A 23,278-nucleotide genomic window follows, 5' to 3' on the forward strand; every position below is an offset into this window, starting at 1 on the left:
AGCGGGGCCGCTTAGGCGGCTGCGTGTTGTTAAAAGATGGCGAGTCCGATCTTGGCGGAGAGACCTCCCTTCTTGACCAGCTCAACGGCTTCGCGCCGTCGTCGCTGCAAGGTTTCCTGACTTATTTTCATCACCTCCTTTCCGATCTGCGGTGGAAATCAATATTCGCTGGGGCACATGATGGTCAGGACGCGGCGGGTCACTGCGGGATCAAACGGGCGATCGGAGCCGTATTTGTAGTCCGCGTCATAAAGATCGATTTTCCAAAACAGCTTCTGACCGCTGATTGTCACCGTCCCGAATGTGTGATCGCCATAAGGGTCATTGCCGTCGTCAAACTGGTCATCCGATGCCACTGCAGCCAAAGCCGCAGTCTGAAACTCCACCCCTTCGCCGGACACGCCGGGCGTGACGAACACCTGTCCCTGAATGCCCTTGGTGTGCATCTCAATTGCTGCAGTCGGATCGGTCAGGGCTTTCCGAAACAGGTCGTTCTGATTTGCTATTTCTGTCGCCTGAAGGCAGGTGTCGTTCTCGATGTCTGTTGTTGCTTCACTGTTCAAAACCGTCTCTCCTTTTGTGGTGCGACCTCCGGGGTTGATCCCCTTTTAGTGCTGGTTTTGAGCCGAGCCCTGAAAGGGCCTCGTCTCTAAAACCTGCCCCGTGGCGAACGCGGAGAGGGGCGAGACAGGACAAATCGACAAGAGTGGTGCGGCCCGCAGCGCAGCGCGCGAGGACACGGTCTTGTCTATTTGTCTTGTCCGAGGGGGGAGGCCGCGCCTTCCCCCTGACGTCGGGTGGCGTTTGGCTTGTCCAAATCCCGCCTGACCAACAAAAGAAGCCAAAGGATCTTTGATCCTGCGGAATCGCAAAAGGGATCATCACCCGAACGGGCAGATCATCACGGCATGGAGCGACCATGACCCAAAGCCCCTGCGCCGGCTTGCAGGAGACGGTCCAGGGGCTACTGGGACAGGGAGATCATGCTGGGGTGTTCTGGGTGGAAGCCGGCACGCCGGCTGAAACCTAGAGCCCGGTCACGAGCCCGCAGGCTCGGGATTTGCTACGGAAATAGATTGCAACCCGAATTCACTCACCGACCGTGACGTAGCCTCGTCGGAGCTTTTGCTTTTCGAGTTTCTGGAGCACTTCATCGGCCTGGGCTTCGTCTTCATACGTCACCCTCATAGCTTGTCCGTTCGTGCCAATTCGTCCCCAGGTACGAAGAACGGTAACCTCCCCAAACAGCGTCGGCTGCAACTCTATGCCATAGAATCGCGCCATGTTGGCGTTCGGGCCCACATGGATCAGGTGGACAGGTTTGGTCGCTGTCATCTCCATGCCAACATTATCGTTTGATGCCGCCTATCTGTCCAATGACATTGGGAGATCCATTCAATTGGAACGTTTCTGAATTAGAATGGAAGCGAACGAACATCCCTGCTGCAGAGGGTAGATCTTTCCAGAAGTAGCCGCTTTGTGTTCAGGACCTGACAACCATCCGATTTAAGATATCTGACTGTTGAAACTCGCGCGGAGACGTCATCCAAAGCTGAACCTGCTGTGGCGATAAGCCAGAACACATACGCTAGGGTACTTGGGCTACTTGCGTCTCAAAGCCTCGAAAATCTTGCCCTTAAAGGCCTCTTTTGAGGGCGCTTCCTTGTATAGAATAGCTTGTTGAAGGTTGGCGTGACTCGTGCCTTCAACGCGCTTTAGCTGAGGACGAAACTGACCTGGTCTTTCCGGATCGTTCTCGAACACGTACGTCATAAACACGATGTTCACAGTGTTGCTCGTGATATCAGTCGAACGCATGAAGTCGGCTTTATCAATCACGGATTGGTACACCTGATCTTGTATGACGGCGATTATTTTGGTGCCCCAATGGTGATGGAAATAGCCTTTTCGGATCAATTGGGTGATGTACCGTTTGTACACGTTATCCCAGTTGAACCCATAGGTGGGGCGCCTTGGCATTTCCTCACCGGAGCGCAGCGCCTCGTATGCCGGGTACACTGATCCGGTTATGTCGATTGCCTGGAGCTCAACTGAAAGGAAGTTTCCGATTGTTCCGTCTGCCTGCTGATCGGCGATGACAAAATCAACGTTCCCGAAGCCTTTCATTTTAACTTCTGTAGCGACCACCGGGTTTTCGGGTGGATCAAATGGCCAGCAATTCTCAACAACGGCGTGGAGCCAGTCAACTTGATAGAAACGCTTCGGGCAAACGCATATCAGGTCTCTCACGGGATCGCGCGCGAGCTTGCTGTTTTTCCATAGCGAGCAAACAGGGTATGGTTCTTTGCCCAAGTTTGTTGAACGCTTTGGGCATTCAACTTCAATGTATGGACAAAAGAAGTCGGACTGCTCCGGACTCGCATTGAACTCAGCTTTCTGACCCTGCACTTCCGCAATTGCATCACGCGGGTCAAACGGCATGCAGCATACCGTTTTGCTTTCTGACCGGTTGAACGTTTGCCTTCATGTTGTCGGCAGAAAGTATCGCTTCAGCGACTGCCTTTCCAAGAAGCGGTGGAACCGCATTCCCGACCTGAACATATTGCTCAGTCCGGCTGCCAGAGAACGTGAAGAAATCAGGAAAGGACTGAAGTCTGGCCGCCTCACGCACAGAAAACGACCGATCTTGTGTAGGATGGATATACGCACCCCAATGAACGTCGCATTTGGTAAGAACAGTACAGGCCAAGTCGGATTTTGCAGGTCGCCCATATCGCTTTGTATGGTCGCTGCGCTTGGCCTTCTTCATCCCTGCTGGGAGAAGGTCATACGGGATATCCCGCCAAGAGCCCCCAGGTGGAATATGCTTCATACGTTCCAAATTTACTTTAGACAGTCGCGGAGCGCTGTGGTTGCTTACAACCGTACAATCGCCCCGCAGCACGGCTTGATAGGGATTCTGTGCGGACTTGCCGTAGGCGCGCGCGCCCATGTCCTGGCCATTCTTCAGTGACGGCAAGTCAGAGATGGCATCCCAAACTGTCACGAAAGGCTGCAGTTCCGGACCGTGAGTTGGGTTTGGGAATAGGATCGGACAGTACTCTTCTTTCGTTGCGATAAAGAACATGCGTCGACGTTCTTGCGGGACGCCATACTCTTCAGCCTTAAGAAGCTTCATATCCACCCGGTAGCCAAGACGGCGCATCCCAGCCTGAATTTCGCGAACGATGGCGCCGCCAGCAATCGAGGTAATGCCAGTGACATTTTCCATCACAAGCCAGCGCGGCTGGATAGCTTCAACGAGGCGCAAATACTCCTTGAATAGTCCGGCACGTGGATCATCAGCGCCACGCTGATGGTTGTAGACGGAGTAACCTTGACATGGGGGCCCCCCAATCAGGATATCGACCCCGCCAGGACTACATCCGGCAGCCGAAAGAAGGTCGTCGGCAGACACGGACTGAATTGGACCGTAAACAAATGTCGCCTCGTTGTGTGTCTGAGAAAACGTCTGACCGAAAGTGGCATCAATGTCCTGCCCTGCCAACACATGAACTCCGGCTTGGCGGAACCCTTCTGAAAGGCCGCCTGCACCACAGAACAAATCAATAGCCGTCCAACTGCCCATCTAAATCGTCTCCCGCATCTTGTGTGATGCTTTTTTGCCAATACAACAGGTTGCCCCATTGGAGGCAACAGAAATAGCATACCGAAAAAATGTTCACAATATGTTCTTCAGAAGGGCGCAAGGTGATATTCACACGAGCCTGCTCAGCATTCTCTTGTAAACGGCTGACCAAGATTTGCGCCTGTACTTTCCGTCAAGATTTGCCGCCGTAACAAGTCGAATACGGTCTAAGACGATCCCAGCGTCACCAGATGCTTCGAAAATACTTTCGATAGGCAAGCAATGAGGGACAGCAAAAACATGCGCGGGGCGGACCGGAGGCACATCAAACCACTTAAAAAACTTGCTGTTTATGTCAGTAAACTTGTCGTCCCAATCACCTCCGCAGGCGCACTGTCCTAAAAAGAAGAGTTGCCCCATTGGTCGCCCACATCCGAACGCTTTCCATAGAACGTAGTCCACGCCTTCATCCCCGGCCGGTGGCGGCGTAGCGTTTTCTAAGGTAACTTTAGGCTGCCAGCGCCATTCGCCACTACGAGTGTGGACTTCATTCCACGTTTCCCGAAAATTTGGGTTTTTACGCGGCCATCCGACGTGCATAAATTCAACGTCGCCGCCTACAAAATTGGCGGAAACTTCCATTGCTACGCGCTCGAAGTTCCTCGGAATGTAGACATTGTAGCCTTTCGTAATGTTTTTCGTGGCAGAACAAACCAGCAAAAACTCGTACAACCTGTGATCTGTGGGCGAGTAAGACAGTGTCGAGCCATTAAACTCGAACGGATACAAACTCCCCAATAATTCGGCACGACGAAGTATTTCTTCTACAATCTCACTGCTCAAGTTCTCAATTGCGTTCGCTTCGTACTGCCACTGGGCACCCGCAAGCTGCATCTCTACATCATCGGAGAGAGTGCCCGAGATCAAATCGTTGCGTACGCCTTCGAACGGATTTGATTGGCCATTCTTTAGTGCGCTAACTTCCACTTCGTCACAGTCTTGAGATACTTTGAACTTCTTCCGTCTGTCCCCAAAATTAAACTGAGGCATGTCATTCATCGTCGTCTCCAAACGAGATGGCATTGAGTTTTTTGTGAATCTCTGTACTCAACCGCCTCACAATAGCCGCAGTCTCTATGTGTTGACCGGCTACTTCCGCGAGTGGCGGTGTTTCTTCCAATCCGGTAGATATGTTTGCCAGCAACTCTCGAGCGCGTTGTAGATTCTCGCTCAACCGTTGCTCAACTGGTTTAGTGCTGTCCAGCGCTGACTTTAGTGAATGGCCATCGTTTATCAATGCCGCAACGTCGGAGCGTGTCATGGACTGCGCCAGTTGAATAAGTTGGCGGCTGTCATCAATCGCAGCGCTGCGGCCTTTAGACTTGTCCCCAAAACACGCTTTGATCAGATTCGACGCATTTTCTAAATAGTCTGCGGGGATAGGATTTGGCTTCCCGGACGTTTCGTCCAAACCGCAGAAGTCTCTAGCGGAACGAAAGCCCAACAAAGTGTATACCCACGAAAAAGGATATTCCGTTACACTACCTCGCCCCTTTCGTTGGCTATCCGACGGAACAAACTTTTCTTCAGAAATTAGTTGCTGAATGAAACGGTAACCCTCCAAAAGGCGGACAACGGTGCTGTGATTGTCGCCGATCATTTCGGATATCTTCGTTTCCGAAAGTTCGGAACTGTCTTGGAGTTTGGCTACCCAGGACGCCTTTGCATAGGAGTCCCACGGCTGTGATGCTGAGATGTGCCGAACCCCAAGATAGGCCAGCAAATCGCTGTCAGCGTCTTCCTTCTCGTAGAACTTTAGTACGCTAATGGGTTCAATGGCCTTCTGACCATTGTCTTTCCAAATCTTATTGAAACGCCTATGTAAGTTTGCCTGGTTTTTGCCGCGTGGGTCACCGGTAATAATTATTGAAGCACAAAGCCTACGATTACCTTCCTTGACCACCAGGCTAGGACTATCGTTCGCTTGACACACAAGCGGTTCCGCCGAGAAGAACCCGTTGACGGCAATTGAACTGATCACATCGTCAACGCCAAAACGATCAACTATCAAATCGACCAACGCTTCTTGACTTGTGCCTGGATCAAGGTCCCCAAATCTTGGGTTTTGGTAGTCAAGCAACAAATCACTGATGTTCACTTGGTCCGGCTCTCCCCTAGGCATGATAGGCTGGGGCATGTTTTCGGGCATTCTTAATCTCTTTCTCAGAACTTCGGCTACACTGATATTTTTTTGCGATGTCTTCAAGAGCAGCGAACGAAAACAATCTCTTGTATTGTGAAGCAAACAGTTTGTTTGCCTACCCCGTTGTTCGGTGACATTCTAAAACCATCAGGATGTTCGAGGCCAAACTCAACGATTGAAACCAGCAATTTCGGTGGGATCACGGCACAGCGTGCGACCATTAATCTAGATTGTTAGCCGAGCAAACACACTTTCTGAATTCGCCCAAACTCGAGCTGGACCGCTCCAAGTAAAGGTTTCATATGGTGAGATTGAATGTACTGTGCGATGAATTTGCTGGGAGCGCGTAAGGTGATTGTCAGATCTTGCATTTCAACAAATTTGAGATCGCAATACCAACTTTTAAACAATAGTGCTTCAGACTCTGATAGGCGCCGAAGCGCCCTGCCCCACGGATCCTGAAGGTCTTGTCCTTCATGTTCAACAGCTGCTGGTTTTTCTTGGCCAAACTGAACATGAACAACCTTTTCGGTCGGTTTTGGGGTTTGTGTCTCCATGCGCGATACAAAATCAGAACCAACATTTTTCCAAACCGGTTCGCTCAGACGGTAAATTTCCACGTAGTTGAGTCGGTATGCTGCAACGCGGCCTCTAACCCCAGGCCTAAGTTGGAGAAGTATACTTGAATCCGTCAATCGTTTAACTTCTCGCTTGACGGTTCGTTCGTCCACGGACCATAGGCGGGCCATTTCTTTTTGACCGACCGTCAGCTCATCAGTGCGCCAGTTGTATCGGGCCGTTATCAACGCAACGAGCCGCATCATCGAACATTGAAAACCGGGTGTGCCATTCAATCCCGCAACAGAGATTGCAGTCAAAAGATCGTACTTCTGAGAACCGGCCTGATATCCTGTAAATCGTTTTATTTCCATTTTGATACTGCCACTGTGCCTCGAGCGGATCGGTTTCGCTGACCGATTCCATCAATTGGGTTCAGTTTGATGAAATCCCGTAGTTTGTCAACGGGCATTGAAAAACAGGATGACCGCCTCTTTCTTCAAAATCAAAAGAAAATTCGGTTAATAGGTTATGGGTGACACTATACTGTCACCCTTTTGGGGGTCGAGTGTCACCATATATCTGGTAATTGATCGCTGCCTGTCACCAAAACATAGCTTAGCTTTCGAAATACCTCCCGTTTTTACCGAGTCGAAGGCGAAAAAGCGGAAATTCCATTCTTTACGTTTTGCAGTTTTCCAAAATCGCGTTATTAGAAGACATTCGTGATATAACAAGAGCAGCACCATGCGTGACCACACCGACCTTCAAGCTATGAACGAACGAAGCCTGGCTCAACAGGCTGCCGTCCGCCGCGCTACTTTCTCGCCCGCTGACGAGAAAGTGCTTCGACCATTCTCGATCTGGGAAATTAGCCAGTTCATGTTTGATATCCCGGCGGACACCTTGAGAAAGAAGTTGGCCGAAGACCCGTCTCTTCCGCAAGGAGCGACTGAAGATGATGGGCGGCAAAGATGGTTTTCTCTGGCTGAGATAAATGAGCTGAGACGCCGCCTGAGATTTAGAGGTAAAAGCCTTCTGCCTCAAAGACCAGGAGGCCGGGCTATGAGAGTCGCAGTTTCGAACTTTAAGGGCGGTGTTGGTAAAACTGTCGTTGCCCAGCACTTGGCGAATGCGGCCGCGCTTGATGGTTACCGTGTTCTGGTGGTGGATTTCGACCCCCAGGCCACACTCACTCATTCAATGGGTCTGTCTGAAGTTAGAGAGTGGAATACTGTCTGGGGCATTATGTGTCGTGACCTCTGCCGTGAGGCGAACCGGATCGCAGACGAATATGATGACCCCACAGACTGCCCCTACCCTACTGCTGACGAGTTACCAGAAGACGTTCAGTCGATTGGTGCGCAACGTGTGCAGGATTTCATTCAAAGAACGTCATGGTCGACGATCGACATCATCCCGAGCTGTGCGAACGCCGCCTTCGTGGAATTTGCTTCTGCTCAGTACAGGTCGATTCATAAGGCATGGAGCTTTTTTGGGTGCGTCGCAAGGTATCTCGATGAGTTGCCGGACGACCAATATGATTTGATTGTATTCGATTGCCCGCCTGCAATTGGATACCAGTCTTTGAATGCGGCTTTTGCTGCTGACATCCTCTACATTCCGTCTGGTCCTGGTTATTGGGAGTATGACAGCACAACGAGTTATCTTGGTCAGCTTGGCGATGCCTTGGAAGACATAACCAGCGGGTTCGAACGTATTGCACAGGATGCTGGTATCACGCTTCCTAAAAGGTTCGATGACATACGTGTTCTCATGACTCGCTTCGAGGCTAGCAACTCTTTGCACGTCGCGATGATGGATGCTTTCAAAAATGTCTTCGGCGCCGATGTCTGTCAAAATCCCATCGAAATGACACGTGCGGTCGAGCAATCTGGTAGGTTCCAGATGTCTGTTTACGAGCAGGACTACAGACAGATGACTCGGGACACATGGAAACGGGCGCGTCAGTCATTTGATAATGCATACAGTGAATTTAGGGATGTCGTCCTAAGGGCTTGGGAGGCACGTACTAAAATTGAGGAGCGGGTAGAATGAGCGGGAATAAATTTGGCTTCACTCCAATTGATGAAGATGACCTCAAGAAAACACGCCGCCGCGAAGTGGGGCCGATGGGGGCTGCGGTTCGCGAGACAGCAAACAGCCTAAATGAAAGCACTGAGAACCGTGTCGAACAGCGACGGCAAAATGCCTCCGATGCTAAGGAGTATCGTAAAGCTCGTGATGAGGGGCGAGTCTTGGTTGCGGTTGGCATCAATGAAATTCATACGACAGATCTGCCACGAGATCGCTTGGATCTTTCGGCTGTCGCAAGTTCCGACGAGATGGATGAACTCAAGGCTTCAATTCAGGAACGCGGCCAGAAGGAGCCCATAGAGCTTTATAAGGATTCAGATGGACGCTTCCAACTCAAAAAAGGTTGGAGACGAGTAACTGCTCTTAAGCAGCTTTATGAAGAGACCGGTGATGAACGCTTTTCCAGTGTTACGGCGCGAGTTGCCAAATCCCAGAGTGATCGCATCGACCTCTATATTGACATGGTTGAAGAGAACGTTGTTCGGGAAGACTTGACGTTTGCTGAGATGGCGCAAGTGGCAATTCTTGCTTCTAAAGATTCAGAGTTGGGGGCAGGGGATGCAGAAGCTTTGGTCGGAAGGCTGTACTCATCCCTGCACAAGATGAAACGCTCTTACATTCGCAGCTTTGTTTATCTGCTCAATGAACTTGAGGGTGCGTTGCCGTTTCCTAAGAGTGTCTCTAGAAACCTTGGCGTTGAGGTTGCGCGTAAACTTCGAGCGTCATCGGGTTCAGCTGCTGGGTTAAGAGATGTGTTGGTGCGCGTATCCACAGCCGCTGAGCAAAACGAGGCGCTGGATGCCTTCTTGGCAGATACTGATACTGAACCGGGTAGTAGCAAGCGACGTGAGAAAGCCGAGAGCGTGAAGTATGAGTTCCACGTGGGCGGCTCAAAAGTCACTGCGCGAAAGGGAGAGTGCAGGATATTGTCTGGCCAGGACTTTAGTTCGATTGACCGGTCAAAGCTCCAGAGAGCGGTCGAAGCTTTCGAAGCTGTTTTGAACGAGTAGTAACCCGCGGGTTACCCATGCTCAGATTTCTTGATTTCAGAGGTGGTAACCCACGGGTTACCGCCTTCTTCGTTTAGCGCCAGCTCACCCCAACAAATCCGCCGCCGGGTTTTCTGCAATATCGACGTCGTCGTAATATTTCTGCGCCTGGGCCATGGAGCGGTGCAGGGACAGGCGCATGGCGGCCTGGATCGGGGCGCCGTCAAGGGCAGCCTGGGTCAGAAAGCCCGACCGCAGCCCGTGGGGCGAAGCGAAGTCTTCGGGCAACCCGGCCTGTTTCAGACGGTGTTTCACGATCTGGTAGATCGCATCCGGGCTGAGGCGACGTTTCAGCACCCGGTCGGCCTTGGAGATGGGGCGGAAGAGGGGGCCGTCGCTGATCCCGCCCACGTCGATCCAATGCACCAGCGCCTGTGCCGCGCGGGTCTTCAGCACCAGCCGCGGCGTTTCACCTTTGCGCGTGGTCTTGGTCTCCAGCAGAGACAGCCAGACCAAGCCTTTCCTGTCGAAGTCCTTCAACGCCACATCTTCCCGCATCAACCCGGTGATTTCCGATCTGCGGCGGCCGCCGCTGGCCCAGCCCAGCATCAGCAAAGCCCGGTCGCGGCAATCCCGCCGGGACCCCCGACAGGTGGACAGCAACTGCTCGAGCACATCGCGGGTAATCGGGTGCTGCGATTTTGGGGCCGGGGGCCGGGCGGCGGCGCGACGCGCCTTGGCGCGGGCCTGTTTCACCTGTGGCGCGCCGAAGGGGGAGGGGAGGTTTTTCATCCGGTGGAAAGCCAGCCACGAGGCGATGCGCCGGTCCAGCGTTGAGGGGGCCGGGCAGGCGAGGGACTTGCGCAGGCCTTGCACGATCAGCGCTTCTGCGGTTTCGCGCGCGACATCCGTTTCTGGTGCGTCATTCAGATCGCGGGCGTGATCGAGAATGAAGGCGAGGGCGGTGGCCTCGGATTCCGGCCAGTCCAGAGCCGCGCTGAACCGCGCCGCTTTCCACGCCGTCACGTAGAGCAGATCGCGCTCATAAGCCCTGAGCGTGTTGGCGGGCGTGCCGCGGATATAGAGGTCGGTCAGGGCGTCCTGATCCATGTCCGAGAGGGCAGGGGTGGCGGCTGGGAGGTATAGGGCAGGGGGCTTCATGTGCCCATTCTGAGCTCATTTCCCGGTGAAATCAATTATAACTGATAAGGGATACTTATCGAGTGTAATTGGTTGACAGTAGGACTTGACCTATTGTGCGCAAAAGGTGGCAATAATGAGAGCTATGCGGGAAAGCCGATACATGTGCAAACAAATTGGGTATCCGTCGCAAACACTTTAGATGGCATAGCATTAGTAGAATTGGTGAGCATTTTGCCCTGCCAATAGGGCGAACTGCTGAACGCAATTTGACGGCTCAAAGACCTGATTTGACACTGGTCTGTACGACCGCTTAATCGGGCCACACAATACGGAATCCTTGGTGAGTAGTGGTGCTGTCAGGTGAGGTGCCCGATCGTGCCGCAATTCTATAACGGTAGCAGTAGGAAGCGTGACACAGAAACGAGCCACCTTTGGAAAGCCTGTAGCCCTTGATCCCTGATAGCCGCTGACGTACATGTTTCTTTAAAGACTTGATGCGATAGGCTGCCGACGTCCACTCCCATACATTCCCGACCATGTTGAAGAGGCCATATCCATTTGGCTCATAGTATTTGGCTGGAGCGGTCGTGACGAAGCCGTCCTTAGCGGTGTTCTCCAGAGGGAAACTTCCTTGCCAGATGTTGCAGGGTTGGAAATCAATGTCGTTGGGTTCCTGATCTCCCCAGGGAAAGCGAACATCTCCAAGGCCGCCGCGTGCCGCATGCTCCCATTCGGCCTCAGATGGTAAGCGACCGCCAACCCAGCTGGCGTAAGTCTGCGCATCGTTCCACGAGACATGCACTACTGGGTGATCGGGATCCCATGCAGCGTCCATCGTGCCCGGACCATTGATATCGCGCCAGTTTGCCCCGTCCACGCGTCGCCACCAGTCTACATCTTTTACACCAAGAGTCGGACCCAGGCTTTTCGGAACCTGCATGCAAAAGACGAAAGACCAGCTGTCACTGTGCCGTTAATTACTGGACGCTGGCTTAAAAAAGTTAAGCAAAATCAGTGCTTAATTGTGCCTTTAATTTCTGGACTGTATCACTAATTGCCGGACTGTGCCCTTAATTCGCGGACGATGTATTCTGTGGATAAGCTTCATTGCGTATAGGCATGAGTAGGGCAGGTGACCCAATAATGCTCTCGCCAAGGGAACGGGTAATCACTTCTCGGCGACCTGTGGATATCCGGAAATTAAGGGCACAAAATCGGGTCAAATGCCCCAGAATGTATCTGCGTCCAGAAATTAAGGGTACAGTGACAGCGTAAGATCTACGTGAATGGTATATTGCACGCTGATGTCCGCGTCCCGATGCGCGAAATCTCGGTTCATCCGACCGCAGGTGAGCCGCCCCTGCCGGTTTACGACAGCTCTGGTCCCTACACAGACCCGGATGTGATCGCCGATATTCGTCAAGGTATGACCCCGCTGCGCCGCAAGTGGATCGAAGCGCGCGGCGATGTCGAGGAATATGACGGGCGCGAGATCAAGCCCGAAGACAACGGATTTGTCGAAGGCGACCGACTGACACCCGAATTTCCTGTTCGTCCACGCCCGTTGCGCGCCAAGGATAGCAAAGCCGTGACGCAACTGGCCTATGCCCGAGCCGGGATTGTCACGCCCGAAATGGAGTTCATCGCCATCCGGGAAAACCAGCTGCGCGAGGCCGTTGTTGAGCAGCGCAAAGGCAACGATTGGGGTGCCAATATCCCCGACTATGTGACCCCCGAGTTTGTACGGGATGAGGTCGCCGCGGGCCGCGCCATCATTCCCGCCAACATCAACCACCCCGAAAGCGAGCCGATGATCATCGGGCGTAATTTTCTGGTCAAGATAAACGCCAATATGGGCACCTCGGCCGTGACGTCCTCGATGGAAGAGGAAGTGGACAAGATGGTCTGGGCGATCCGTTGGGGCGCCGACACGGTGATGGATCTGTCCACTGGACGAAACATTCACAACACTCGCGAATGGATCATCCGCAACAGCCCGGTGCCGATCGGCACGGTTCCGCTCTATCAGGCACTGGAGAAGGTCAACGGTATCGCTGAGGACCTGACGTGGGAGGTGTTTCGCGACACATTGATCGAACAGGCGGAACAGGGTGTCGACTATTTCACCATCCATGCGGGCGTGCGCCTGCACATGGTTCCGATGACCGTGAACCGCGTCACCGGCATCGTCTCACGTGGTGGTTCGATTATGGCCAAGTGGTGCCTGCATCATCACAAGGAAAGCTTCCTGTATGAACATTTCGATGAAATCTGCGATATCTGCCGGGCCTATGACGTATCGTTCAGCCTTGGCGATGGTCTGCGCCCCGGCTCGATCGCAGACGCCAATGACGAGGCGCAATTTGCCGAGCTTGAGACGCTGGGTGAACTGACCAAAATCGCCTTGGCCAAAGACTGTCAGGTGATGATCGAAGGGCCGGGCCATGTGGCCATGCACAAGATCAAAGAGAACATGGATAAGCAGCTGGAATGCTGCCACGAAGCGCCGTTCTATACGCTCGGGCCGCTAACCACCGATATCGCGCCCGGTTATGACCACATCACCAGCGGCATTGGTGCGGCGATGATCGGCTGGTTCGGCTGCGCCATGCTGTGCTACGTCACACCCAAGGAACATCTGGGCCTGCCGGATCGGGACGACGTGAAAACCGGCGTCACCACGTACAAGATCGCAGCCCATGCCGCCGATCTGGCCAAAGGTCTGCCGGGCGCGCAACGCCGCGACGACGCCCTGTCCCGCGCTCGTTTCGAATTCCGCTGGGAGGATCAGTTCAACCTGTCGCTGGACCCGGAAACGGCCCGCGATTTCCACGACCAGACCCTGCCGAAACAGGCGCATAAGGTGGCACATTTCTGTTCCATGTGTGGGCCGAAATTCTGCTCAATGCGGATCAGCCACGACATTCGAACTGAGGCACAGAAAGAAGGGATGGACGCGATGGCCGCCAAGTTCCAAGAAGGGGGAAAACTGTACGTTCCTTTCGAGGAGTAAGCAAAACCTTCGTAGAGGTGGGGCTTGTCGACCGAGCCTCGCCTATGCATCAAAACCGTTGAGCCCCTCCAACGCTCCCACCGAACTGGCATGGTGGCGCATTCAGAGCGGATGGGGCACCGGTTTAACACCTGTCGCAACTTGTTTCGTTTATATCTACTCAGTGTTTCCAGTATTAAGTTCCGCGTTAGCCTATCGTTATTAAGGATTCTGTTTACGAGAAACTCACTCGGTAACTTTGACCAAGTTTTTTGCATTTCGTTAAAGAGCTGTTAGCTTCTTCCGAATTTCCCATTTGATCGTGTGCAACAGCTTGGAACAGTAGTGACGGAGCACTAGCTGGCGCTCCGGCAGCTGGTGCTCCCTTGGCGACCATAGTGTTCGAACGATTTGCAGGTGGGCTAAAGAAAACGCCCGCCGGGCAAATGCATAGTGCTGTCCCTAGTTCCCTTGGTTAGAGGGTTCGTCCAGATAGGGTCCAAGAAGCCGCCATTCGGGCCTAGGACTGATGAAGTCGCTGACCACCTCTCGAAGCCGAACGCCGCACGAGGTTGTAGTGACCGCGGTTGTCAATAAGCTCGCTACAACCGTGAATGACGTCGTCAAACCGAGCCAGTAAGACAGCTGTTAGAACATCGCTTCAGGTAACCACGTCGCAATTTGAGGGACGAACCAGATTAGTAGTACCCCAATGGCTTGCAGGCAGATGAACGGTACGACACCGCGATAGATTTGCCCAGTTGTAATCTCTTTTGGTGCAGCGCCGCGCAAATAGAAAAGCGAGAAGCCAAAGGGCGGCGTCAAGAACGAGGTTTGGAGGTTGATCGCCAGTATAATGCCCAGCCAGATCGGGTCATGACCGAGCAAAATGAGCGTTGGAACAACAAGGGGCAGGACGATGACCGAAATTTCCACAAAGTCGAGGAAAAAGCCCATTAGGAAAACGATTAACATGGTCACGATCAACGCGCCGACTGCGCCGCCAGGGAGGTTTTGAAGCCAATGGGCCACGCGCTCTTCGCCGCCGAGCCCTATGAACACCAGTGAGAACATACTGGCTGCGAGGATGGTCGCGAAGATCATCGAGGTCATTGTCATGGTCGAGGTTAGGGCATCTTGGACGACTTTCTCACGGATCACGTTGAGCAAGGCGGCAGCGATTCCTGAGACACCAATTACGGCAAATAGAATGTAGAAAACGCCGGCAACAACGTCTCCGGTGGCTAGATCGCTGCGTTGGAAGCGTACCGGGAATACGCCCGCAGCGACAGCAAGGGCGACAAGCGCCGCTGCGCTGGCGAGGATTACACCGCGATAATGGCCCAGCCTTGCGCCTGCCATGAGCAACGCGCCTACAGCACCGACACCTGCTGCTTCGGTGGGCGTCGCAATCCCCGAAAGGATTGAACCCAGTACGGTTACAATGAGCAAAACCGGTGGCACAACGGCCCTTAGAAGTTCACGGACGCCCGGGCGCGCGAAGCTGACGTCCGCCGGTGGCATATCCTGGGGGCGAGCGAAACCTCGCACAAGTATATAGAGCAGGTAGAGTGCAACCAAAAGTACACCGGGCAATAGCGCGGCGGCAAAGAACTGGCCCACCGAGAGGGCTTCGACTGAGAATTTGCCTTGCTCGTACTGTGCTTGCTGGTAGGCGTTCGACATCACATCGGCAAGGATGATGAGAAGGGTTGAGGGCGGTATGATCTGGCCAAGTGTACCCGCTGTACAGACGATACCGGATGCCACGCGCGGGTCGTACCCCGATCGTAGCATCGTTGGAAGGGCAATCATGCCCATCGCTACGACCGTCGCGCCTACAATTCCCGTTGACGCTGCTAGCAAGGCACCAACCAACACAACCGAAATGCCTAGGCCACCGCGCAATTGCCCAAAAGCTCTGCCCATCGTATCCAGCAGCTCTTCTGCAATGCGGCTTTTCTCCAGTAGTGCTCCCATCAGGACGAAAAGCGGGATTGCAATCAGAACCTGGTTGGAGATTAGGCCAAAAACGCGTTGCCCGAAGGCACCCAGAAGCGAAATATCCATGACGCCAAGTATCCAGCCGAGATAGGCGAAGGTAACGGCGATACCTGCGATACTGAAAGCAACCGGAAAACCGGACAGGACCGCCACGACCAGCGCCACGAACATCAGCATATCGAGATTGGCGCTCATTCCGAGCCCTCCGTGAACAATCGGATCAAGATGGCAATGGATTGCAATGCGACCAAGATGCAGAAGAGCGGGATCAAAGATTTGAGAAGGAAAACAGCCTCGATGCCGCCGACAGAAATCGGACCTTCGAGAATTTTCCATGAATTTCGCACCGATGCCCAGGACCACCAAGCTAGCGCAGCCATTGACGGCAATAGCAGGAACAAGTGCCCAAATATATCGATGCGACGCTGAATACTGCGGTTAACGCCGGCATAGAAGATGTCGACCCGGACATGTTTATCGACAAGCAGGGTATAGCCCGCTGCCAGCATAAAAAGCGCGGCGTGTAGATAGAGTACGCTTTCCTGCGCTACAATTGAGTTAACCCCGAACACATAGCGCCCGATGACGATTCCAAACTGGATAAGAACCATCAAAAGGGCAAACCACTTAAGCACTGCGCCGAGACGCGTGTTCATCTGGTCAACCAGGTCAGCGAAGCGATGCATCAGAGCCCCCTGCTCGAAAGTGTAGCGGCGCGGGGAATTTGACCGCGCCGCAATCGGTTTAATAGCCCATTACAGACGCGCGGGCGTTCATTTGCCCATTATCCGCAAAAGTCATATAGCCGCCGACACTGTCTCGGTAGGCGATGAAGCTTTCGGTGATGCGCTGAACAAGCTCGTCTTCGTCGCCCCGAAGTTCTTCAATGACCTCGATGGATGCAGCGCCCATTGCGTCAATGACATCCTGCGGGAATACGCGCACCTGGACGCCGTCTTCGTCGACCAGCTTTTTGAGTGCTAGCGCGTGTTTTGTCGTGTACTCGGTCCAGACCGGGTTATAGAGGCTTTCGCAGGCAAATCGGACAACCTGTTTCAAATCCTCGGGAAGTTCGGCAAAGACGCTTGCGTTGACACCGCATTCCTCGGCTGACGAAGGTTCACCGACACCGGGCCAGTAGTAGTTCTTGGCAACCTGCTGATAGCCGAGCGCGCTGTCTGTCCAGGGCCCGATGAACTCTCCTGCGTCGAGAGCGCCGGTCTGAAGGGCCTGGAACATGGCTGGACCACTCATAGCTTCTGCAGCCATACCGAGTTTACGGCTCATCTCCGAAGCGAGCCCGGTGGTGCGGAACTTCATACCTTTGAGATCTTCGACCGAGTTTATCTCGTCGCGGAACCAACCACCCCATTGCGGGCCAGAATTGCCGCAAAGGAACGGTTGGATCCCAAAGCGACCATACATCTCATTATAAAGCTCTTGACCGCCGCCGTGATACAACCAGCCAAATTGTTCATCCGCACGTAGACCGAAGGGTTGTGATCCGAAAAGCAGTATGCCCTTGGATTTCGATCCCCAATAAGCTGGAACCGCGTGATATAGTTCGGCCGTGCCCTCGCTGACGGCGTCAAAAACGCCCGGTCCTGGCACAAGTTCACCAGATGCAAAAAGCTTGACCTCGATCCGTCCGCCCGAAAGCGTCGTAATACGGTCCGCCAGCATTTGCGCTGCGACGCCGGGTCCAGGTAGGTTTTTCGGCCAAGCCGTGACCATCTTCCATTGGCGTACGTCTTGCGCGATTGCCGGGCTTGCCAGCGCCGTCGCCGCCGCGCCGACTGTGCCAGCTGACAGAAACTTGCGTCGATCCATGATCTTTTTCCTCCTTGATGATCTCAGATGTTATGCCGCCATCGCCCAACGACGCACGTTGGGCGATGGGTCCGCGTCAGTTCCCCAATATTCCAGGCAACCTCAGACCGTGTTCACGCGCGCAATCCAGTGCAATGTCGTATCCGGCATCGGCATGGCGCCAAACGCCCGAGGCCGGATCATTCCACAACACGCGCTCCAGCCGTTTGGCGGCTTCGGGTGAACCGTCGGCGCAGATTACCACGCCCGCGTGCTGGCTGAACCCCATGCCGACGCCGCCGCCGTGGTGCAGCGACACCCAGGTCGCGCCCGACGCGGTGTTGACCAGTGCGTTCAGAAGTGGCCAGTCACTCACCGCGTCCGAGCCGTCTTGCATCGCTTCTGTCTCGCGGTTGGGTGAGGCGACGGAGCCGCTGTCGAGGTGATCGCGACCGATCACGATAGGGGCCTTGAGTTCGCCGTTAGCGACCATCTCGTTGAATTTAAGGCCTGCGCGGTGGCGATCCCCCAGACCAATCCACGCGATACGGGCGGGTAGGCCCTGGAATTCGATCCGGTCTTGAGCCATGTCCAGCCAGTTGTGCAGATGTTCGTTCTCGGGGAACAGTTCCTTCATCGCCTGATCGGTTTTGTAGATATCCTCAGGGTCGCCTGACAACGCGGCCCAGCGGAAGGGGCCGATACCCCGACAGAAAAGCGGGCGGATATAGGCCGGCACAAAGCCCGGGAAGTCAAAGGCGTTTTCTAACCCTTCCTCAAGAGCCATTTGGCGAATGTTGTTGCCATAATCGACGGTTGGGACACCCATGGCGTAGAAATCGACCATCGCCTTGACTTGTACCTTCATCGAAGCCCGAGCGGCCTTTTCCACCGATTTCGGGTCGCTTTCGCGCTTTTCACGCCACTTGGCCATCGTCCAGCCCTGCGGCAGATAGCCATTGACCGGATCGTGGGCCGACGTCTGGTCGGTTACAATGTCGGGGCGGACACCGCGCCGGATCAATTCCGGGTAAACATCAGCAGCATTGGCCAGAAGGGCAACCGACTTGGCCTCGCCCGCCTCAGTCCAGCGGCGGATCATCTCAAGGGCTTCGTCAAGGTTGTCTGTCTTTTCGTCGACATAGCGGGTGCGCAGGCGGAAATCGATGCTGTCGGGGTTGCATTCCACGGCCAAACAGCAGGCACCCGCCATCACTGCCGCCAGCGGTTGAGCACCACCCATCCCGCCAAGGCCGCCGGTCAGGATCCATTTGCCCTTCAGATCGCCGTCATAGTGCTGGCGACCGGCTTCGGCGAAGGTCTCGTAGGTGCCCTGCACGATGCCCTGCGACCCAATGTAAATCCACGATCCTGCAGTCATCTGGCCGTACATCGCAAGGCCCTTACGATCCAACTCGTTGAAGTGATCCCAATTGGCCCAATGTGGCACGATATTGCTGTTTGCAATCAAAACGCGGGGTGCGTCGGAATGGGTTTTGACGATCGCAATCGGTTTCCCGGATTGAACGACAAGCGTTTCGTCCTCCTCAAGATCTTTGAGACCGGCGACGATCCGATCGAAGTCTTCCCAGGTTCGAGCGGCACGCCCAATGCCGCCATAAACCACCAACTCATGCGGGTTTTCCGCCACGTCGGGATGAAGGTTGTTCATCAGCATCCGCAGCGGGGCCTCTGTCATCCAGCTCTTGGCATTCAGCTCGGGGCCCGTCGGCGGATAGATGTCGCGGGTGTTCTTACGTGGGTCGTTCATGTCGGGCTCCAGGTTTTGAGGGTGTCCAGAATCTCTATGAGTTTGCGTTGCAGTCGGCCCGCACGGGTTGAATCAAACTTCCAAGGCGGTGCTTCGTTTGCTAGGTAAGTGCTTTGGGCAAGCTCCATCTGAAGGGCGTGGATGCCCGTGGCGGGTTGCCCGTAATGACGGGTTGTCCATCCGCCTTTGAACCGACCATTCACGACACTGGAATACCCCTTGGCTGTCGCGCAGATCGCTGCTGTTTTTTGCTCTAGCTCAGGATCGCAGCTTGTTCCGTCGTTGGTGCCGAGGTTGAAATCGGGCAGGGTTCCGTCAAATAGAAACGGGATTTGTGAGCGGATTGAGTGGCAATCGAACAGTATTGCGAATCCGTGTAGCGTGCGTACCCGTTCAAGTTCCGCTTGGAGTGCCGTGTGATAAGGCGCGTGATAAGCAATTTTGCGTCGCGTAATTTCGGCCGCATCCGGCTCGTGACCTTCGCGGTAGATCGTGTTGCCGTCAAAGTCAGTCAGCGGACACAGAGTGGTAGTATTCTGACCGGGGTAGAGGCTGACGCCGCCCGGATCGCGGTTCACATCGATGGAATAGCGATGGATCGTAGTTCTGACCCGTGTCAGGTCGGTGCCGAGGTCCGCGTAAAGCCGGTCAATGTGCCAGTCGGTGTCTGCTAAGGCGCGACCGGTCTCGTTCAGTTCGGTAGCTATGTCATCCGGAAGGTCGGTTCCCGTGTGCGGCAGACCCAGAACGATGGGGCTGTCACCGCGGTGGGTTTCGATGAAACTCATGGGGCTTCCCTTCCGGCGACGATCCGTGAGTATAGAGGGTTTATGCCGATGCCATAAGACAGTTCGGCCGGGTCGGTGACGCTCCAGACCGCAAGGTCAGCGCGTTGGCCATGGGCGATTGTGCCCACATCGGACAGGCCAAGCGCGCGGGCTGCGTTGCGCGTGGTGCCCGCCAACGCCTCGGCTGGGGTGAGGCCAAACAGAGTGCACGACATGTTCATGGCCAGAATCAAGGAACCCAGAGGCGATGAGCCTGGGTTCCAGTCTGTTCCAACAGCCATGGGCACTCCGCACTTTCTGAAAGCTTCCACCGGCGGCGCTTGCATTTCGTTGATCGCGTAAAAGGCCCCGGGCAGCAGAACCGCCACGGTGCCGGCCTGGGCCAGTGCCTCGGCATCCGCTTCGGTGGCATATTCGACATGATCCGCCGAAAGCGCCCCGTACCGCGCAGCCAAGGCGGTGCCGCCGATGTTCGACAGCTGTTCGGCGTGAAGCTTGACCGGCAAGCCCAATTCGACCGCTTTGTCAAAAACGCGCGAGATTTGATCGGGCGAAAAGGCGATTCCTTCGCAAAAGCCATCCACCGCATCGACCAGACCTTCCGCATGGGCCTCTTGCAGGGTCGGTAGACAGATCGTGTCGATATAGGCATCAGCGTCCACCTCTTTCGGTTCGGCGTGGGCACCAAGAAAGCTGGTCAACACCCGCACCGGTCGGTGAGCCTCGATGGCGCGGGCGACGCGTAGCATCTTGAGTTCGGTGTCGCGGTCCAAACCGTAACCGGACTTAACCTCGATCGTTGTGACGCCCTCGGCAATCAACGCGTCAGCGCGCGTCAACGCGGTTTTGAGCAATGTTTCTTCTGATGCCTCACGCGTAGCGGAAACGGTTGAGACAATCCCACCGCCCGCGCGAGCGACTTCTTCGTAACTGGCCCCTTCCAGACGCATCTCGAATTCTCGGGCGCGGTTTCCGCCATGCACGATGTGCGTGTGGCAATCGATCAGGCCCGGGGTGACAAGCCGGCCGTCAAGGCCACGGCGGCTGAAATCTGCGTACTCGGCTGGCAAATTTGAACGGGGTCCGACCCAGGCGACAGAGGCATCCTGAATTGCGATCGCGGCATCGGAAATCAGGCCGTAGCCACTGCCGGTCATTGTGGCTGCTGAAAGGTCTGTCAGGATTTCGGTTCCCACTTTCGCCCCCTTGTTAAAACGCTACATATTGCTATTATGTCGCTACATAATAAGTCAAGAGCAATCTGAGATGTATGAAATCAAAGCAAAACAAGCGCTTCTGCCAGACGGCTGGGGATCAGACGTTGCGATTGTCGTCGGCGATGATGGTCGTATTGATTCGGTCACACCTGACGCGGCAAGCGGCCCGGCGACCCATGATCTGATCCTTCCGGCCCAGACCAATCTGCACAGCCACGCTTTTCAGCGGGCTATGTCTGGCCTGACGGAAGCTCGCGGGCCTGATCCGCGCGACAGTTTCTGGACGTGGCGCCGATTGATGTACCGCTTTCTGGATCAGCTTGACCCGGATCAGGTGCAGGTCATCGCGTCGCTAGTCTTTATGGAGATGCTTGAGGCGGGATATGCCTCGGTTGCCGAATTCCACTATCTGCACCACGATGTGGGCGGGCGGCCCTATGATGACCTTGCTGAAATAGCTGGGCGCATCACGGCCGCTGCAACTGAGACCGGAATTGGCCTGACGCTCCTGCCTGTCCTTTATTCCAACGGCGGGTGCGACGGGCGCGCGCTGCAGGGTGGACAGCGCCGGTTCGGAAATGATCTGGACCAGTTTCTGGCATTGCATGAAAAAAGCGCTGCCCTGATTGGAAAGGCTGCTGACGATTATTCTATTGGCGTCGCGCCCCATTCATTGCGCGCTGTTTCCACAGAGGCGTTGCGCGAACTGGTGACAAGCTCGGCTGAAAAGAGCCCCATACATATGCATCTGGCAGAACAGGTTGCCGAGGTCGAAGAAGTCGAGGCCTACTTAGGTGCGCGACCGGTTGAGTGGTTGTTGGAGAACCACGATGTGAATGACAGATGGTGTCTGATTCACGTCACCCAGATGAAAGATCACGAAACGCTTGGTCTGGCAGCGACCGGAGCAGTCGCCGGGCTGTGTCCGATCACCGAGTCCAACCTTGGCGATGGCATCTTTGAAGGCACGACTTATCTGCCTGCCGGCGGGCAGTTTGGCGTGGGATCGGATTCCAACGTGCACATCTCACTGTTTCATGAGCTGACGACGCTTGAATACTCACAACGCCTGCGAGACCGTAGTCGCGCTGCGCTGGCGACCCCCGAAAAGTCGACCGGGCGCGTTCTTTACGAAGAGTCTGCGCGAGGCGGGGCCCAGGCCGGAGGGCGCAGATCTGGCCAGATCAAAGCTGGCGACTGGGGTGATCTCATTGGTCTCAGCACGGACACTCCGGCCCTTGCCGGGCGGGGTTCCGATCAATTGCTGGACAGTCTGCTGTTTTCCGGGCAAGGCGGTAATGCGATTACTGACGTGTGGAGTGCAGGACGACACATGGTGAAGAACGGTCGACATGCGCTTCGCGACAGGATTGTTGCGGACTATGTCGCGCTGATGAAATCGCTCCAATTGGAGATCTGATGGCAGAACGAAAGACAACATGGAAATCTGTTCGCGATCGTGTTCGTGATGACATTCTGGCTGGTCGATTCAAGCCCGGTGATCGTTTGCCACGCGATGCTGACCTTGCTGATACACTGAACTGCGCGCGTTCCACAGTGCAGCGCGCGATGCAGGATTTGGTCGATAGTGGGCTCATAGAACGCAGGCGCAAGGGCGGGACCCATGTTCGTCGCGAACCGATCGCGCGCGCAACGCTCGATATCCGTGTCACCCGGCTGGAGATTGAGCAGAGTGGGCGCGAATACGGCTACCAGCTGATCTCAGTGAAAGAGGCCGTACCGCCCGTGTCGGTCCTTGCCAAGCTGGGTATTGCTGCGCCGCGACCGCTGTTGCGGGCGGATGCGCTTCATCTTGCGGATGGACGTCCATACATTCTGGAAGAACGATGGATCTGCACGCAGACTACCCCCGAAATTTTGCAGGTAGACCTGACTCGTATCAGCGCAAACGAGTGGTTAATCAAAAACAAACCCTACTCGCGCTACGAACTGCGTCTTTATGCGCAGAAAGCCAGTGCCACAACCGCACAGCAAATGGAGATCGACCAGGGTGACGCGTTGTTCGTGATCGAGCGTGCGACGTTTGAAGACGAGCGCCCCATCACCTTAGTCAAATCCTTCGCGCAGCCGGGTTATCAGCTAGTGGCGACGACCTAA

Annotated in this window: 20 protein-coding genes; 5 read left to right on the forward strand and 15 right to left on the reverse strand. The window is 54.9% G+C overall.

The genetic code is table 11. The annotated features are described in order from the left end of the window. Positions 1 to 158 precede the first annotated feature (158 nt). The 7 genes from ACR0LF_RS21880 to ACR0LF_RS21910 form a co-directional block, all read right to left on the reverse strand. Complete coding sequence (locus ACR0LF_RS21880; protein WP_170609278.1) at positions 159 to 563, reverse strand: DUF3768 domain-containing protein; 405 nt, start codon at positions 561 to 563, stop codon at positions 159 to 161. A gap of 526 nt (positions 564 to 1,089) precedes the next feature. After that, positions 1,090 to 1,341 carry a WGR domain-containing protein gene (locus ACR0LF_RS21885; RefSeq protein ID WP_170609277.1) on the reverse strand — a complete coding sequence of 84 codons (252 nt, stop codon included), beginning with the start codon at positions 1,339 to 1,341 and terminating at the stop codon, positions 1,090 to 1,092. Between the two features lie 261 nt (positions 1,342 to 1,602). Further along, positions 1,603 to 2,442 (reverse strand): NotI family restriction endonuclease, encoded by an 840-nt coding sequence (locus ACR0LF_RS21890; protein WP_170609276.1) that lies wholly within the window; start codon positions 2,440 to 2,442, stop codon positions 1,603 to 1,605. After that, entirely contained in the window at positions 2,432 to 3,589 is a 1,158-nt protein-coding gene (locus ACR0LF_RS21895) for a DNA cytosine methyltransferase (protein ID WP_170609275.1), read from the reverse strand. Before ACR0LF_RS21895 ends, ACR0LF_RS21890 begins: the two co-directional genes overlap by 11 nt. A 129-nt stretch (positions 3,590 to 3,718) precedes the next feature. Continuing rightward, positions 3,719 to 4,648 (reverse strand): hypothetical protein, encoded by a 930-nt coding sequence (locus ACR0LF_RS21900; protein ID WP_170609274.1) that lies wholly within the window; start codon positions 4,646 to 4,648, stop codon positions 3,719 to 3,721. Next, the gene (locus ACR0LF_RS21905; protein ID WP_170609273.1) at positions 4,641 to 5,798 is read right to left on the reverse strand and encodes a hypothetical protein; all 1,158 of its coding nucleotides are present in this window, start codon (positions 5,796 to 5,798) and stop codon (positions 4,641 to 4,643) included. Before ACR0LF_RS21905 ends, ACR0LF_RS21900 begins: the two co-directional genes overlap by 8 nt. A 227-nt stretch (positions 5,799 to 6,025) precedes the next feature. Then, positions 6,026 to 6,724 carry a hypothetical protein gene (locus ACR0LF_RS21910; RefSeq protein ID WP_170609272.1) on the reverse strand — a complete coding sequence of 233 codons (699 nt, stop codon included), beginning with the start codon at positions 6,722 to 6,724 and terminating at the stop codon, positions 6,026 to 6,028. A 373-nt stretch (positions 6,725 to 7,097) separates the two neighbouring features. On the opposite strand from ACR0LF_RS21910, the gene ACR0LF_RS21915 reads away from it, so the two are divergent. Further along, on the forward strand, positions 7,098 to 8,408 hold the full coding sequence (locus ACR0LF_RS21915; protein ID WP_480582421.1) for an AAA family ATPase: 1,311 nt from the start codon (positions 7,098 to 7,100) through the stop codon (positions 8,406 to 8,408). After that, complete coding sequence (locus ACR0LF_RS21920) at positions 8,405 to 9,457, forward strand: ParB N-terminal domain-containing protein (RefSeq protein ID WP_170609270.1); 1,053 nt, start codon at positions 8,405 to 8,407, stop codon at positions 9,455 to 9,457. The genes ACR0LF_RS21915 and ACR0LF_RS21920 overlap by 4 nt, the downstream gene beginning before the upstream one ends. Before the next feature lie 84 nt (positions 9,458 to 9,541). Here ACR0LF_RS21920 and ACR0LF_RS21925 read toward each other — a convergent pair whose 3' ends face one another. Further along, positions 9,542 to 10,597: a tyrosine-type recombinase/integrase gene (locus ACR0LF_RS21925; RefSeq protein ID WP_480582423.1), complete on the reverse strand. Its 1,056-nt coding sequence runs from the start codon at positions 10,595 to 10,597 to the stop codon at positions 9,542 to 9,544. 292 nt (positions 10,598 to 10,889) lie between these two features. Continuing rightward, complete coding sequence (locus tag ACR0LF_RS21930) at positions 10,890 to 11,519, reverse strand: SUMF1/EgtB/PvdO family nonheme iron enzyme (protein WP_170609268.1); 630 nt, start codon at positions 11,517 to 11,519, stop codon at positions 10,890 to 10,892. A gap of 342 nt (positions 11,520 to 11,861) precedes the next feature. Here ACR0LF_RS21930 and thiC point away from each other — a divergent pair, with 342 nt between their 5' ends. After that, positions 11,862 to 13,592 (forward strand): phosphomethylpyrimidine synthase ThiC, encoded by a 1,731-nt coding sequence (gene thiC, locus ACR0LF_RS21935; RefSeq protein WP_480582424.1) that lies wholly within the window; start codon positions 11,862 to 11,864, stop codon positions 13,590 to 13,592. Between the two features lie 627 nt (positions 13,593 to 14,219). On the opposite strand, the gene ACR0LF_RS21940 is transcribed toward thiC, so the two are convergent. The 6 genes from ACR0LF_RS21940 to hutI form a co-directional block, all read right to left on the reverse strand. Then, positions 14,220 to 15,770: a TRAP transporter large permease subunit gene (locus tag ACR0LF_RS21940; protein WP_170609267.1), complete on the reverse strand. Its 1,551-nt coding sequence runs from the start codon at positions 15,768 to 15,770 to the stop codon at positions 14,220 to 14,222. Further along, positions 15,767 to 16,261: a TRAP transporter small permease subunit gene (locus ACR0LF_RS21945; RefSeq protein WP_170609266.1), complete on the reverse strand. Its 495-nt coding sequence runs from the start codon at positions 16,259 to 16,261 to the stop codon at positions 15,767 to 15,769. Before ACR0LF_RS21945 ends, ACR0LF_RS21940 begins: the two co-directional genes overlap by 4 nt. A 58-nt stretch (positions 16,262 to 16,319) precedes the next feature. Next, positions 16,320 to 17,405, reverse strand: a complete 1,086-nt coding sequence (locus ACR0LF_RS21950; RefSeq protein ID WP_170609265.1) for a TRAP transporter substrate-binding protein — start codon at positions 17,403 to 17,405, stop codon at positions 16,320 to 16,322. Between the two features lie 76 nt (positions 17,406 to 17,481). After that, complete coding sequence (hutU, locus tag ACR0LF_RS21955) at positions 17,482 to 19,155, reverse strand: urocanate hydratase (RefSeq protein ID WP_170609264.1); 1,674 nt, start codon at positions 19,153 to 19,155, stop codon at positions 17,482 to 17,484. Next, complete coding sequence (gene hutG, locus ACR0LF_RS21960; RefSeq protein ID WP_170609263.1) at positions 19,152 to 19,943, reverse strand: N-formylglutamate deformylase; 792 nt, start codon at positions 19,941 to 19,943, stop codon at positions 19,152 to 19,154. The genes hutU and hutG overlap by 4 nt, the downstream gene beginning before the upstream one ends. Then, a complete protein-coding gene (gene hutI / locus ACR0LF_RS21965; RefSeq protein ID WP_480582444.1) occupies positions 19,940 to 21,100 on the reverse strand; it encodes an imidazolonepropionase in 1,161 nt (386 codons plus the stop codon). The genes hutG and hutI overlap by 4 nt, the downstream gene beginning before the upstream one ends. A 109-nt stretch (positions 21,101 to 21,209) precedes the next feature. Between hutI and ACR0LF_RS21970 the strand changes: the two genes are divergently transcribed. Both ACR0LF_RS21970 and ACR0LF_RS21975 read left to right on the forward strand, forming a co-directional pair. Further along, on the forward strand, positions 21,210 to 22,580 hold the full coding sequence (locus ACR0LF_RS21970; RefSeq protein WP_170609261.1) for a formimidoylglutamate deiminase: 1,371 nt from the start codon (positions 21,210 to 21,212) through the stop codon (positions 22,578 to 22,580). After that, a complete protein-coding gene (locus ACR0LF_RS21975; protein ID WP_480582427.1) occupies positions 22,580 to 23,278 on the forward strand; it encodes a GntR family transcriptional regulator in 699 nt (232 codons plus the stop codon). The genes ACR0LF_RS21970 and ACR0LF_RS21975 overlap by 1 nt, the downstream gene beginning before the upstream one ends.

This window comes from Ruegeria sp. E8 (assembly GCF_056533985.1).